Genomic DNA, 14,004 nt, shown 5'->3' with positions numbered 1-14,004 from the left:
TCATTGAGCAGCCTAGTCAACGTGGAATACAAATGCGCTAGCTAGTGGAGACGTCCAATCAAACGGTTAAGATCGGATTGAATCGCGCCTGCGGTGACATCACGCCCCGCGCCGGGGCCACGAATGACTAATGGATTTTCGCGATACCATTGGCTCTCAATCGCAAAGACATTGTCACACGGCAGTAGATGCGCCAACGGGTGCTCAATCGGCAGGGTTTCTAAGCTGACTTGCGCTTTACCTTGGCCGTCTAAACGCGCCACATAACGTAGCACCGAGCGGTCGCGTTGTGCTTTCATTAAGCGTTCATGCAGCACCTCATCCATTTGGCTGGCGTTATCTAAAAAACCGTCCAAAGAAAGCGCTTGCAGCGCCTCTGGCACTAACGATTCCACTTTCACTTGTTCAGGCTCTAACGCCATACCGGCCTCACGCGCTAATATCACCAGCTTGCGCACCACATCCGCGCCGGAGAGATCTTCACGCGGATCAGGCTCGGTTAACCCTTGCTGCCAAGCCTGCTCAAGCAACACACTAAACGGAACCTCGCCGCTGAATTGTAAAAATAGCCACGAGAGTGTGCCGGAGAAAATGCCAGATAAGGCTAGGATCTGATCGCCACTTTCCTGTAAATCTTGTACCGCGTAGTTAATGGGTAATCCCGCTCCGACGGTCGCGTTGTAGAGCCAATGTCGTCCAGTTTTGGCAAAGGCCTGCTGAATAGCATGATATTGCTCTGCCGGTGCCGCCCCCGCTTCTTTATTCGCCGAGATCAAATGAAAGCCATGTTCGGCAAGGCGCGGATACAAGTATGCGAGTGATGCACTGGCAGTGACGTCCAGCACAATCACATCGTCATAGGGATGATTGAGCAGACGGGTAAGCCACTCGTCATCAAAATACGGCTCGCTTTTGTCATCGAATCCGTCTAACACACGGCTAGGATCGATACCGGCAAAATCCAACCATTGGTTGCGACTATCCACCACAGAGATCAATGAGACCCCTTTACCATGGCGCTTCTCCAACGCTGTTTTTTGCTCGGCAAAGAGGCTGAGCCAGCGGGTACCAATGTTACCTTTTCCCACTAACACCAAACCGATGCGGCGCTGAGCCTGAAACAGCGCATCGTGCATCCCCGCCACCAAGGCTTGGGTCTGCATTTGACGCAAAATCGCAACCAAGCTAAGCCCAGACGCCGACTCACTCATAAACTCGACAGGGTGTGCTTTCAGCTGTTGGTAAAAGCCGTGGCAATGGACGGGGTTATTGACGACACCGGCCCCCACTGCCGCCACCATGCTAAAGCCCTCACGCAAACGCAATTCCGCAGACAGGCCCGCATCCTGAATCTGTGCCATCACGGTATCGATCACTTCTGCACTGAATGCCAATTGAATGCGATGCTGGTCATCACGGTAATCGACAGCCAGAGGTTGCAGCTTGAGCTGAGTCAGGGTGCGGCTTAGCTCCTGCTTAAACGCCTGAAAGTCGAGGCCGCGTGCGACATCAAACTGCAACAGACAGACATCATCTAGCGCCGTAATGATCTTTGCGCCACGCCCAGAGGCGAGCACACGTTCGATACGGGTTGAGCCACTGTCAGGTGCATGCGTACAGCGTAAGGTAAGATCGGTGGCACTTTGCGCCACCGGCTGTAAGGTGCGGCTATGGAGCACAGGGGCAGCAAGACGTGCCAGCTCAGCCGCCTCATCCAATCGAATCAAAGGTAACAAACAGGCATTATCGACATGACGCGGGTCGGCACTGTACACCCCAGCCACGTCACTCCAAATCGTCACCCGACTCACCCCGGCCAAGGCACCTAAAATGGTTGCCGAGTAGTCGGAGCCATTGCGGCCAAGCAGCACGGTTTCTCCCGCTTGGTTTTGTGCCATAAAGCCCGTGATCACCACTTGGGTGTGGGCATATTGGGATAACTGGTTGTTCAGCAATGGCCAAGACGCTCCCCGATCAACTTCTGGCTGCGCTGCTCGCTCTGCACGTAGACACAGACGTGAGTCCAACATCACAGCGAGTTGCTGGTGCTGGCTGAGCAAGCTCGCCAGTAAGCGGGCCGACCATACCTCGCCAAACCCTTGAATACGCGCCTTATCTGCGTCAGTCAGCGAGCCCTCACCCAAGGTCGCAATCGTGGCGATGTCAGCATACAAGGCATCGACAAGGCGCTGCTTGTCTTCACCATCAATAAGATTTTCAATTAAATCTTGCTGAAAGCCGCGCAAGGTCTGTAGCGTTTCATGGGCGAGGCGACCGTCTTTGTTGAGCTGAGCCAGATAAGCAATTAATTGGTTGGTGGTTTTGCCTGCCGCGGAGACCACAATCAAATCTTGGCGGCCCGCGTGGGCGGTCAATACATCGACAACCCGACGATAGCAGGCGGGTGACGCTAAGCTGCTGCCGCCAAATTTATGAAGTTGTCGTTGTGCTTCAGGGGACGTCTCCGTCGATTGCGCATGCATGACAAGGTCTCTCTTTGTCTAACCAAATATCAGGGTAAAGCAATGAACAGCGCCGTAACGTTGTTCAGGTTACGCGGCCAATGCCGCAAAAGCGTTGGCCAAATCAGCGATGAGATCATCCGCATCTTCCAATCCGATTGAAAAGCGCAGCAAGGTCGGTGCGATACCCGCTTCCGCTTGCGCTGCATCACTCATCGCCCGATGTGTCATGGAGCCTGGGTGTGTGACCAAGCTTTCTACACCGCCTAACGACTCTGCTAAAGCAAATAGCGAAAGGCCTGCGATAAAACGCGCCACCCCGTCACTGTCGGTATCCAATTCCAAGCTCAGCATACTACCAAAGCCTGATTGCTGACGGGCAGCAATTTCGTGACCCGGATGGGTCGTGAGTCCCGGATAATAGAGTTGGCGCACAGCAGGAACCGTTTGCAAATAGGCGAGTACCGCTTGCGTGTTTTGCTGGTGTTGTTTAACCCGTGCGCCTAAGGTACGCAACCCTCGCAATGTCATATAACTGTCAAACGCGTTGCCCGTGGCTCCTATACAGTTGCCCCACCACGCTAAAGTTTCAGCAAGCTCACTGGTTGCTGCAATAACCGCGCCACCGACAATATCAGAATGCCCATTAATAAATTTGGTGGTCGAATGCACCACCATGTCGGCCCCTAGCGCAAGTGGTTGCTGTAAAGCAGGAGATAAAAAAGTGTTGTCGACCACCACCCAAGCACCGACTTGATGCGCTTGTTGGCAAATATCGGCAATATCGACCACGCGCAGCAGGGGGTTAGATGGAGTTTCCACCAGCACCAACGTCGGTGATTCTGCCAAGGCGCTCGCCAAGGCGTCTGGATCGGATTGGTCGACAAATTTAACCTGCCAAATTCCCTGCTTGGATCGGGACTCAAGCAAGCGATACGTGCCACCATAACAGTCATGCGGGGCCACAATTTTGTCACCCGTCTTCAATAGCGATAACACCAAATTAATCGCGGCCATCCCGCAGTTGGTTACCACGGCTCCCGCGCCGCCTTCTAAGTCAGTCAATGCTTGCTCTAGCTGGGCGCGGGTCGGATTACCTCCGCGTGCATAGTCATAGGTGGGCACATCCCCCAACGCGGGAAAGCGATAATTGGTCGAGAGATATAAAGGGGGAACCACCGCATGATGTTGCGTGTCGGTGCCAATGCCAGTTCTTACAGCGATGGTGTCAGTTTTTTTTCGGGTCATGGTTCATCCTTGCGATGTGGTGCGCGAGCCAGCGTTGTTATCCTCACCTTACCCTGCACTTTTTGAGACGTCAACACTTCTAGACGTCTATACAGCTTTGCATGTGGCGGTTAATATAGCTAGAATCTCCGCAGCATCATTCTGGGTATTCAATAATCAAGATAGGTGAGACATGGCGCAGTGGAACGGCGATTACATTAATCCGTATGCCGAGCATGGTAAGAAAAAGGAGCAGGTGAAAAAAATCACCGTTTCTATCCCACTTAAAGTTTTAAAAATTCTCACTGACGAGCGGACACGCCGTCAGGTTAATAACCTGCGTCACGCGACCAACAGTGAGCTGCTGTGTGAAGCATTTTTGCATGCTTATACCGGCCAGCCATTGCCAACCGATGACGATATTCGCAAAGACAAGCCTGACAGCATTCCTGCTGAAGCGCGTCAGATCATGAAAGAACTAGGTATCGAGTTCGACGATAGCGAATACTAAAAAAACCCGCCGATTGGCGGGTTTTTTGTCATCATCGATGCTCGGCACAACCTTTTCAGGTTTTATGAGAGCACGTTTTTCCTAACGCTCACGCATTATGCCTTGTCGAGCATGTTACGCCTTGTCGAGCATATAGTTGTCTGGCATCTCGATACGGGCGACGCCAGTTTCAACCGCTGCAAGTGCCACCGCGCGAGCCACGCGTGGCAATAAGCGTGCATCCATTGGCTTAGGAATAATGTAATCCGGGCCAAAATGCAGCGCATCAACACCTGCCGCGTCCAATACCGATTGTGGGACAGGCTCTTTCGCCAAACCACGGATCGCCTCAACGGCCGCCAGTTTCATTGCATCATTAATTTCACTGGCACGCACATCCAACGCTCCACGGAAAATAAACGGGAAGCAGAGTACGTTGTTGACTTGGTTTGGATAATCCGAGCGCCCTGTTCCCATGATCAAATCATCACGGACTTGATGCGCGACCTCTGGATTAATTTCAGGGTCTGGGTTCGAGCAGGCAAAAACAACCGGCTTATCGGCCATCAGTTTTAGTGCCTCTGGCGAGAGCAAGTCTGGCCCTGACACACCCACAAACAAATCAGCGCCCTCAATCACATCTTCGAGGGTACGTTTGTCGGTATTGTTGGCAAACAATTGCTTGTACTTATTGATGTCGTCACGACGGGTGTGGATCACGCCTTTGCGATCCAGCATGTAGATTTTTTCGCGTTGCGCGCCACATTTGATCAATAGCTCCATGCAGGCAACAGCCGCTGCACCAGCACCAAGGCACACAATGGTGGCTTCACGAATATCTTTACCTTGCAGCTCAAGGGCATTCAGCATACCCGCCGCGGTAACAATCGCGGTACCGTGCTGATCATCGTGAAAAACAGGCACTTCACAACGTTCAATCAGCTGTTTTTCAATTTCAAAGCAATCCGGCGCTTTGATGTCTTCAAGGTTGATGCCCCCAAAGGTATCCGCGATATTCGCAACGGTATCCACGAATTCATCGATAGTACGGTGTTTGACTTCAATGTCGATCGAGTCCAAGCCAGCAAAACGCTTGAACAATAAAGCTTTACCTTCCATGACGGGCTTTGAGGCCATTGGCCCTAAGTTACCCAATCCCAAAATGGCGGTACCGTTTGAGATCACCGCAACCATGTTGCCCTTTGCGGTGTATTGATACACAGCGTCTGGGTTTTGAGCGATTTCACGGACCGGCTCTGCAACGCCTGGGCTGTATGCCAACGCCAGATCCGCCGCCGAGTCAGCAGGCTTGCTCAATTCAACAGAGATTTTTCCGGGAGTAGGGTATGCATGATAATCCAGCGCTTGCTGGCGTTTATCGTCCGACATGTAGTGTTCCTAGTTATTATCGTGAAGGGATGCACCAATATCAGCTGGGAAGACTGCTGATATCAGCAACGCTATACTCAAACCACAGGGTAGATTCGAGCAAGATAAACGATGTTAACGCAGTGGCTAAAGGTCCACCAGTCTAAAACGGCCCCGAACGTTAACCTCCGACCTCTAGACGTTAAAAAGGTGACGACGGGATCAAAAAAGGGGCGCTTTCGCACCCCTTTTTCGCATTCGGCTGTTAGCGGCTTATTTTTTGCTGCTAAGGGCACCGAAACGCTTCTTAAAGCGGTCAACACGACCACCGGTGTCAACGATACGTTGCTTACCAGTGTAGAATGGGTGACATTTGTCACACACGTCTAGGTTGATGTCTTTACCAAGAGTGGTGTTGAACGCGAATTCGTTACCGCAAGAACACTTAGCAGTGACAGCTTTGTACTCTGGATGGATACCAGCTTTCATAGGGATAACCTCATAGTGAAGGCCGTGTCGCTCTCCCGATCCTAAGCCGGGCACCACACGTCGTTAACAAACATTTTCTAAGGCGCGCAATTCTAATCAAGCGACCTCGATTTCGCAACTTTTTTGTGCAGTCGCCCATCACCTTGTATCCAACAACAAGGCTTTGCCTACCTGGGTCAAGCCGTTACACTGAGCGTCTTGTTAGCCGATAAGATGTTGTGATGGAACAGTTTGCACAAGTGGCCTTACCGGTCCCGCTGGCGAAAACTTTTGATTACCGGATTACCGAACACGTCCCTGTGGTGGGAGCACGTGTGAAGGTGCCTTTTGGTCGCCAGCATAAGGTCGGCATTGTCACTGCCATCACCACCACACCTAGTGTTGCCGCCCATCAAGTCAAGGCGATCACTGAGGTATTGGATGACGCGCCACTTTGGACTCCTGCCGTCTATCACCTGTTGCAATGGGCAAGTCGCTTTTATCATCATCCACTTGGCGATGCGATGGGCGCCGTGATGCCGACGCTACTGCGCAAAGGTCGACCCGCAGCGCTCAAGCAGCAAAAATGGTGGCAATTGACCGAAGCCGGACAGAATCAACCGGTGACCGGGCTTACCCGCGCGCCAAAGCAAGCGCGTGTGTTAACCCTGCTCACTCACGGCCCTACCCCGCATGCCGACCTCGTGGAGCAAGACATTACCCCCGCTGTGATTAATACCTTGGTGGACAAAGGCTGGATCGCGCCTTACACCCCACCGCTTGAAGGTAAAGCTTGGGCACGGCATTTTGCCATCAGTGAAGACAAGCCCTCACTGAACCATGAACAAGCCATGGCCGTTGCCACCATCAACGCCAGCGATGGCTTTGCCTGTGTGCTTTTAGAAGGTATTACCGGCTCGGGCAAAACCGAAGTGTATTTAAACGTCTTAGAGCCGGTTTTAGCGCGTGGCGAGCAGGCGTTAATATTGGTGCCCGAAATTGGCCTCACCCCACAGACCATCCGCCGATTCGAACGCCGCTTTAACGTCCCGGTTACCGTGATGCATTCGGGGCTCAATGATACAGAGCGACTTAGCGCATGGCTGGCGGCTCGCGACAATCAAGCCGCAATTGTGATTGGAACACGCTCAGCACTTTTCACCCCGATGGCGAACCTTGGCATCATCATTATTGATGAAGAGCACGATCCCTCATATAAGCAGCAAGACAGCTTTCGCTACCATGCACGCGATCTGGCGGTAATGCGCGGTCATGAAGAAAAGATACCTGTAGTGCTCGGTTCGGCAACACCGTCGTTGGAAACGCTACACAATGCACAAACGGGAAAATACCAATACTTACGCTTAACCCAACGTCCGGGCAATGCAGTCACCGCCCGCCAAGGGGTGCTCGACATCAAAGGCCACCATCTTGAGGCGGGCTTATCGGCGCCCTTAATTGCCGAAATGCGTCAGCATCTTCAGCAGGGAAATCAGGTGATGTTGTTTTTAAACCGCCGTGGTTATGCGCCTGCAATGATGTGTCACGAATGTGGCTGGCTCGCCAGTTGTCAACGCTGTGATGCCTACTACACCCTCCACCAACAGCATCAAGAGTTACGCTGCCACCATTGCGGGCATCAAAAACGCGTGCCGCCCCAATGTGGGGATTGTGGTTCGACACAGCTGATCAGTGTAGGCGTGGGGACCGAGCAACTCGAAGCCCAGCTGGGCGAACTGTTTCCCGACTACAATACAGTCCGTATCGATCGCGACAATACCCGACGCAAAGGCAGCTTAGAGAGCTATCTCGCCGGCATCGAAAAAGGTGAGTATCAAATCCTACTCGGCACCCAAATGCTTGCGAAGGGTCACCACTTTCCCAATGTCACCTTAGTGGCGCTTGTCGATGTGGATGGCGCCTTGTTCAGCAATGACTTCCGTGCCCCAGAGCGTCTCGCGCAGTTGATGGTACAAGTCGCCGGGCGAGCTGGCCGCGCCAGCAAACCCGGTACGGTGATTTTGCAAACCCACCACCCTGAGCACAGTCTCATTCAAGCGCTCATCCACAAGGGTTATCAGGCGTTTGCTGACTCTGCATTGGCAGAACGTCGCCAAGCGTGGCTGCCCCCTTATACCTTCTTAAGCCTGTTTCGTGCCGAAGGGCATGAGGACAACAGCGTGCAGCAATTTTTACAGCAAGTCCGACAAACCTTGGCCGCCTCACCCATTCAATATGATGAGGTACACATTATGGGGCCGATGCCTGCGCCGATGGCGCGACGCGCAGGGCGTTATCGCTGGCAACTGCTGATCCAGGCACCGTCACGAAAAGTGATGCAACAATGGCTCACCGTTGCCTTGCCCGTCATCCAACAATTGCCCTTGTCACGCAAAGTTAGATGGTCATTAGATGTTGAGCCGCAAGACCTTTCTTAACATTCCCTTGCATTAAAGCGACGTATATCACGATTTCTTTGCAATAAGTGTTAGCTTGTTCGTATTTATATGGGCCAAGCCTAGGTAGAATACCTTCGCAAATTGACGCATCCTAGACAGGTCAGAGGAGTGAATAACTTACTGATCTGACTAACTCAGACAACAAGAGGACTGTCATTATGGCGACAATGAAGGACGTTGCCCACATTGCCGGTGTATCTACTGCCACGGTCTCACGCGCACTGATGAACCCTGAAAAGGTGTCTGCATCCACGCGTAAGAAGGTCGAACAGGCCGTGGTTGAAGCTGGCTACTCCCCCAATTCACTCGCGCGCAATCTTCGCCGCAATGAGTCTAAGACCATTGTCGCGATCATTCCGGATATCTGCGATCCCTACTTTAGTGAGATCATTCGCGGTATCGAAGAAGCGGCGATGGAACACGGCTACTTGGTCTTGCTTGGCGACAGCGCCCAGCAGCAAAACCGTGAAAACTCCTTTGTGAATTTAGTCTTTACCAAGCAAGCCGACGGCATGCTGCTCTTGGGCACGGATGTCCCATTTGATGTCAGCAAGCCAGAGCAAAAGAATCTTCCCCCTTTGGTGATGGCCTGTGAATATGCGCCAGAGCTCGAGTTGCCTACCGTGCATATCGACAACCTCACCGCGGCATTCGAGGCAGTCAACTACCTTACCCAAGTGGGGCATACCCGTATTGCCAACATTACCGGCGCAACCCATACGGCACTGACACAGTTCCGCACCCAAGGCTACCAGCAAGCACTGCGCCGAGCTGGGATCACGGTTAACCCCGCCTACAGTGTGACTGGGGATTTCAGTTTTGCATCTGGTGCTCGCGCCATGACAAGCCTGTTATCCCTGCCTGAGCCCCCCACCGCCGTATTCTGTCATTGTGATGTGATGGCAGTGGGTGCCATGCAGCAGGCAAAACGCTTGGGCATGCGTGTACCGCAAGATATTTCTATTGTCGGCTTTGATGACATTCAATTCGCTGAGTACTGCGATCCACCGCTTACCACGGTATCACAGCCTCGCTATGACATTGGTCGTCAAGCAATGCTGATGTTACTCAGTATCTTACGCGGACGAGATGTGAACGCTGGCTCTCGCTTACTGGATGCCAAATTGGTGATCCGTGAGAGTGTCGCGCCCCCGTCTCGATAGTAAGACTAGTCAGCACGGGTTGAAGCCAGTAACATGAGCGCTTTACTGGCTTCTTGATTTGATTATTTGCTGTGGCAACTCGTGATTACGTCAAACGTGGCAAAGCGCCACGCAAAAAAAACTCCCGTCGCCAACCACCGGCTCGTAAAGGTTTCCCGCTAAAATGGGCACTGCTTGCGATCGCGCTCGTGGGCGCGTTTGGCTATGGTTTATACCTTTTGAGCCAAACCGATACGCCGGCGCCAGCGCAACCTCAGCAACCCACTGCGCCGGCGAAGCCGCAGCCGAAAAGCACCTTGCCTGAAAAGCCCAAAGAAAAATGGAGCTACATCGAAGAGCTGGAAAGCAAAAAGGTGGAGGTTGAAGCGAAAGAAATTCCTCAATCAACCCGTCCTTACCTGATGCAATGTGGCGCGTACCGCAGCCGCGAACAAGCCAGTGAGCGTAAAGCGATGATTGCGTTTCAAGGCCTTGAAAGCCAAATCAAAGTCAGCCAAGGCGAAAAAGGCGCTTGGTACCGTGTGGTGCTCGGCCCTTACCCACGTAAACGCCAAGCTGAGCGAGATCGCAACATGCTACGTCGTGCGGGTATCGAACCCTGCGCCATCTGGTATTGGGAATAATCCGTTTGTCCTGCTCTACCGGTCCGTTTTTTAGTCGGACCGGTAAGGCATCGGTGGCAAGACAGCGCGAGGAAATATTACCACTCCCCTTGAAAACCCTCGTCCGCGGCCCAAACTCTTAAGGTAATCACCCATCTGGTGCACCAGAAACAAACAAAGAGGTTCCCGTGACTACAATCGTCTCCGTTCGCCGCGAAGGTAAAGTGGTCATTGCTGGCGATGGCCAAGTCTCCCTTGGTAACACTGTCATGAAAGGCAATGCACGCAAAGTTCGCCGTTTATATAACGGCCAAGTATTAGCTGGTTTTGCTGGCGGTACGGCGGATGCCTTCACCCTATTTGAGCGCTTTGAACGCAAGCTCGAATTGCATCAAGGCCATCTCACCAAAGCGGCGGTTGAACTCGCCAAAGAATGGCGTACCGATCGCGCCCTACGCCGGCTCGAAGCCTTGTTGGCGGTGGCGGATGAAACCGCGTCACTGATCATCACTGGTAACGGCGATGTGGTCGAGCCTGAGCGTGATCTCATTGCGATTGGCTCGGGTGGCAACTTTGCGCAAGCCGCCGCCGTCGCCATGCTCGAAAATACAGAGCTTGGCGCCCGAGAAATTGCCGAAAAAGCCCTCGCGATCGCTGGTGACATTTGTGTGTTCACCAACCAGCATCACACCATCGAAGAACTCGAGAGTAAATAACAGGATTTGTCATGTCTGAAATGACTCCACGCGAAATTGTGCATGAGCTTGACCGCCATATTATCGGCCAAGATAAAGCCAAACGTGCGGTGGCGATCGCACTGCGTAACCGCTGGCGCCGTATGCAGCTACCAGAAGATCTGCGTGCGGAAGTCACGCCGAAAAACATCCTTATGATTGGCCCGACGGGTGTGGGTAAAACCGAGATTGCTCGCCGTTTGGCGCGCCTTGCCAATGCGCCTTTCATAAAAGTCGAAGCGACCAAGTTCACCGAAGTCGGTTATGTGGGTAAAGAAGTGGAAACCATTATTCGCGATCTCGCGGATGTGGCGATGAACATGACCCAACAGCAAGCGATGGAGAAAGTGAAATTCCGTGCTGAAGAGCAAGCGGAAGAGCGTATCCTCGATATCTTGCTGCCACCAGCCCGTGACGCTTGGGGGCAAAATGAAGCCAGTCAGGAAGACTCTTCAACCCGTCAAAACTTCCGCAAAAAGCTGCGTGAAGGCAAACTCGACGATAAAGAAGTAGAAGTCGACGTTGCCGCTCCACAAATGGGCGTTGAGATTATGTCGCCTCCCGGCATGGAAGAAATGACCAACCAGCTACAAGGCATGTTCCAAAACTTGGCAGGCAACACCACCAAAAAGCGCAAGATGAAAATCAAAGACGCGATGAAGGTGTTGACCGAAGAGGAAGCAGCCAAGCTGGTCAATCATGATGACATCAAAGAGCAAGCCATTCATGCGGTGGAAAACAATGGCATCGTCTTTATTGATGAAATCGATAAGATTTGTAAATCCGGTAACACCAGCGGCGGTGACGTATCGCGCGAAGGGGTGCAACGTGATCTATTGCCGTTAGTGGAAGGCAGTACGGTCTCGACCAAACACGGCATGATCAAAACTGATCATATCCTGTTTATCGCCTCAGGCGCATTCCAAGTGTCACGTCCGTCTGATCTGATCCCAGAGCTGCAAGGCCGTCTGCCAATCCGTGTTGAGCTTGAAGCCCTATCAACCCATGACTTTAAGCGTATCCTCACCGAGCCAAACGCCTCGCTCACCCAGCAATATACCGCCTTGCTGAAAACCGAAAAGATTGATCTGGCGTTTGAAGAAAGTGGTATCGATGAGCTCGCTTCTGCCGCTTGGCGCGTGAACGAGAAAACCGAAAACATCGGTGCTCGTCGTCTGCATACACTGATGGAGCGTTTGATGGAAGACGTCTCGTACGAAGCCAGCGAACGCGCCGGTCAAAGCGTGACAGTGGATGCCGAGTACGTGCGTAGCCACCTTGAAGAGTTGGTGGATGACGAAGATCTCAGCCGCTTTATTCTCTAATCCATACAGATATCAAGGGCAGCAAACGCTGCCCTTTTTTGCATAAAAGTTTGCGCTGACGCAAACGCAAGTCGAATTTCCCCACCCTGCCCGTTGCCCACTTACACGCTTAAGCGATAATGGCGATATTGTCTGTTCGTCGAGAGTGTCTGTATGACTCAATCCACTTTGGCTATTTGGCTTGATGCCGCTCGGCCCAAGACCTTGCCCCTTGCCATTACCTCTATTTTATGTGGCAGCGCGGTCGCCGCCTCACAAGGGCGACTTTCTTGGTCGATTAGCGCCATGGCCTTGGTCACCGCGTTATTACTGCAGATTTTGTCTAACCTCGCCAATGATTATGGCGATGCGGTGAAAGGGACAGATAACGCTGCGCGCCTTGGCCCAATGCGCGCCATTCAGTCAGGACACGTGAGTGTTGCCACCATGCGGCGTGCACTCATCCTCAACGTACTACTCACGCTCATCAGTGGTGGCAGTTTAATTGCCATTGCCTGCCAACAACCCACTGATATCGTCAGTTTTCTGCTACTCGGTGTCATGGCCATTGTGGCGGCCATTACCTACACCGTGGGCAATAAACCCTATGGCTATCGTGGGCTGGGGGATCTCTCCGTGTTGATGTTTTTCGGTTGGCTGGGTGTCGCCGGGACCTACTATTTACAAGTTGGACACATTGACTCGCTAGTTATCCTCCCCGCCACCGCATGCGGCTTACTCGCAGTGGGAGTGCTAAACATCAATAACCTACGCGACATTGATAACGATCGCGCCTGTGGCAAACATACGCTTGTGGTACGGTTAGGCCCACATCGCGGTCGTCAGTATCATGTGATTTTGCTTGCCAGTGCCGTGGTTTGCTATTCGCTGTTTGCCGCGCTCACCTTCCAAGCTTGGCTGGGATGGTTGTTTCTCGCCGGCGTTCCCTTATTGATTCGCCATGGCCGTGAAGTGTATCAAGCCGCAAGCGCCACCGCATTGCGCCCCATGATGGGAAACATGGTACGTTGTGCACTGGTCACCAATGGCCTTTTTATGACCGGTATGCTGTTGGTGTAATCAGGGCACAGATTGTCCCCTTTTGCATTGCAAAGCCTTATCGGCCCGTTATACTTGGACTAGCCTTGTTGGCAACCGCATGTTGTCAGCCTTTTTCTGCCTCAACAAGAAGTTAGACTATGGAATACAATACCTCGGAACTATGCGACATGTATCTTGACCAAGTGGATGTCGTGGAGCCAATGTTTAGCTCTTACGGGGGCCGCAGTGCGTTTGGTGGCCAGATTACAACCGTTAAATGCTTTGAGGATAATGGCCTTATCCGCGAGCTTGCTGAACAAGACGGTCAGCAACGGATCATGTTGATTGATGGCGGTGGCTCACTGCGCCGTGCGTTAATTGATGGAGAAATTGCACAGCTTGCTGCTGATAACGATTGGGCAGGTATGATTGTGTATGGCTGCGTCCGTGATGTTGACACCATTGATGAGATTGATATCGGTATTCAAGCACTGGCATCGATTCCGGTCGGCGCGGATGAACAAGGCACAGGGGAAACCGACGTTCCCGTCAACTTTGGCGGTGTGACTTTCCTCCCGGACGATCATGTCTATGCAGATACGACCGGCGTGATCCTCTCACCCGACGCGCTCACCATGGATAGCGTCGACGTTGATGACGAGGAAGACGACGACTAATACGTCGCC

Annotated in this window: 12 protein-coding genes; 8 read left to right on the top strand and 4 right to left on the bottom strand. The window is 52.6% G+C overall.

Features of this window, described 5'->3' with window-relative positions; genetic code table 11:
- Positions 1-41: 41 nt before the first annotated feature.
- Both N7E60_RS01140 and metB read right to left on the bottom strand, forming a co-directional pair.
- The gene (locus N7E60_RS01140) at positions 42-2,483 is read right to left on the bottom strand and encodes a bifunctional aspartate kinase/homoserine dehydrogenase II (RefSeq protein WP_269597911.1); all 2,442 of its coding nucleotides are present in this window, start codon (positions 2,481-2,483) and stop codon (positions 42-44) included.
- A 69-nt stretch (positions 2,484-2,552) separates the two neighbouring features.
- Positions 2,553-3,710 (bottom strand): cystathionine gamma-synthase, encoded by a 1,158-nt coding sequence (metB, locus tag N7E60_RS01135; RefSeq protein ID WP_269597910.1) that lies wholly within the window; start codon positions 3,708-3,710, stop codon positions 2,553-2,555.
- 172 nt (positions 3,711-3,882) lie between these two features.
- Between metB and metJ the strand changes: the two genes are divergently transcribed.
- The gene (metJ, locus tag N7E60_RS01130) at positions 3,883-4,200 is read left to right on the top strand and encodes a met regulon transcriptional regulator MetJ (RefSeq protein ID WP_069589843.1); all 318 of its coding nucleotides are present in this window, start codon (positions 3,883-3,885) and stop codon (positions 4,198-4,200) included.
- 114 nt (positions 4,201-4,314) lie between these two features.
- Here metJ and N7E60_RS01125 read toward each other — a convergent pair whose 3' ends face one another.
- Positions 4,315-5,568, bottom strand: coding sequence for a malic enzyme-like NAD(P)-binding protein (locus tag N7E60_RS01125; RefSeq protein WP_069590824.1), 1,254 nt, complete (start codon positions 5,566-5,568; stop codon positions 4,315-4,317).
- A gap of 252 nt (positions 5,569-5,820) precedes the next feature.
- Positions 5,821-6,036: a 50S ribosomal protein L31 gene (gene rpmE / locus N7E60_RS01120; protein ID WP_069590826.1), complete on the bottom strand. Its 216-nt coding sequence runs from the start codon at positions 6,034-6,036 to the stop codon at positions 5,821-5,823.
- A 218-nt stretch (positions 6,037-6,254) separates the two neighbouring features.
- Between rpmE and priA the strand changes: the two genes are divergently transcribed.
- The 7 genes from priA (at position 6,255) to rraA (ending at position 13,995) form a co-directional block, all read left to right on the top strand.
- Positions 6,255-8,453, top strand: a complete 2,199-nt coding sequence (gene priA / locus N7E60_RS01115; protein WP_077455096.1) for a primosomal protein N' — start codon at positions 6,255-6,257, stop codon at positions 8,451-8,453.
- Between the two features lie 179 nt (positions 8,454-8,632).
- A complete protein-coding gene (gene cytR / locus N7E60_RS01110) occupies positions 8,633-9,637 on the top strand; it encodes a DNA-binding transcriptional regulator CytR (RefSeq protein WP_069590830.1) in 1,005 nt (334 codons plus the stop codon).
- 71 nt (positions 9,638-9,708) lie between these two features.
- A complete protein-coding gene (locus tag N7E60_RS01105) occupies positions 9,709-10,260 on the top strand; it encodes an SPOR domain-containing protein (protein ID WP_077455095.1) in 552 nt (183 codons plus the stop codon).
- A gap of 167 nt (positions 10,261-10,427) precedes the next feature.
- A complete protein-coding gene (hslV, locus tag N7E60_RS01100) occupies positions 10,428-10,955 on the top strand; it encodes an ATP-dependent protease subunit HslV (RefSeq protein ID WP_069590834.1) in 528 nt (175 codons plus the stop codon).
- 11 nt (positions 10,956-10,966) lie between these two features.
- On the top strand, positions 10,967-12,298 hold the full coding sequence (gene hslU, locus N7E60_RS01095; RefSeq protein ID WP_269597907.1) for an HslU--HslV peptidase ATPase subunit: 1,332 nt from the start codon (positions 10,967-10,969) through the stop codon (positions 12,296-12,298).
- A 153-nt stretch (positions 12,299-12,451) separates the two neighbouring features.
- Positions 12,452-13,357, top strand: coding sequence for a 1,4-dihydroxy-2-naphthoate polyprenyltransferase (locus N7E60_RS01090; protein WP_077479518.1), 906 nt, complete (start codon positions 12,452-12,454; stop codon positions 13,355-13,357).
- Between the two features lie 119 nt (positions 13,358-13,476).
- Complete coding sequence (rraA, locus tag N7E60_RS01085) at positions 13,477-13,995, top strand: ribonuclease E activity regulator RraA (protein WP_077662608.1); 519 nt, start codon at positions 13,477-13,479, stop codon at positions 13,993-13,995.
- Positions 13,996-14,004 lie beyond the last annotated feature (9 nt).

This window comes from Salinivibrio proteolyticus, assembly GCF_027286365.1.
In the GTDB taxonomy this organism is placed as follows: Bacteria; Pseudomonadota; Gammaproteobacteria; order Enterobacterales; family Vibrionaceae; genus Salinivibrio; species Salinivibrio proteolyticus.
Note: the sequence above shows the minus strand (reverse complement) of the source record. Positions and strands in the feature narration are given on the sequence as shown.

Excerpts from the sequence above, each read along its gene's own strand:
- N7E60_RS01140 (WP_269597911.1), bottom strand. The coding sequence starts at position 2,483 with ATGCATGCGCAATCGACGGAGACGTCCCCTGAAGCACAACGACAACTT.
- metB (WP_269597910.1), bottom strand. The coding sequence starts at position 3,710 with ATGACCCGAAAAAAAACTGACACCATCGCTGTAAGAACTGGCATTGGC.
- metJ (WP_069589843.1), top strand. The coding sequence starts at position 3,883 with ATGGCGCAGTGGAACGGCGATTACATTAATCCGTATGCCGAGCATGGT.
- N7E60_RS01125 (WP_069590824.1), bottom strand. The coding sequence starts at position 5,568 with ATGTCGGACGATAAACGCCAGCAAGCGCTGGATTATCATGCATACCCT.
- rpmE (WP_069590826.1), bottom strand. The coding sequence starts at position 6,036 with ATGAAAGCTGGTATCCATCCAGAGTACAAAGCTGTCACTGCTAAGTGT.
- cytR (WP_069590830.1), top strand. The coding sequence starts at position 8,633 with ATGGCGACAATGAAGGACGTTGCCCACATTGCCGGTGTATCTACTGCC.
- hslU (WP_269597907.1), top strand. The coding sequence starts at position 10,967 with ATGTCTGAAATGACTCCACGCGAAATTGTGCATGAGCTTGACCGCCAT.
- N7E60_RS01090 (WP_077479518.1), top strand. The coding sequence starts at position 12,452 with ATGACTCAATCCACTTTGGCTATTTGGCTTGATGCCGCTCGGCCCAAG.
- rraA (WP_077662608.1), top strand. The coding sequence starts at position 13,477 with ATGGAATACAATACCTCGGAACTATGCGACATGTATCTTGACCAAGTG.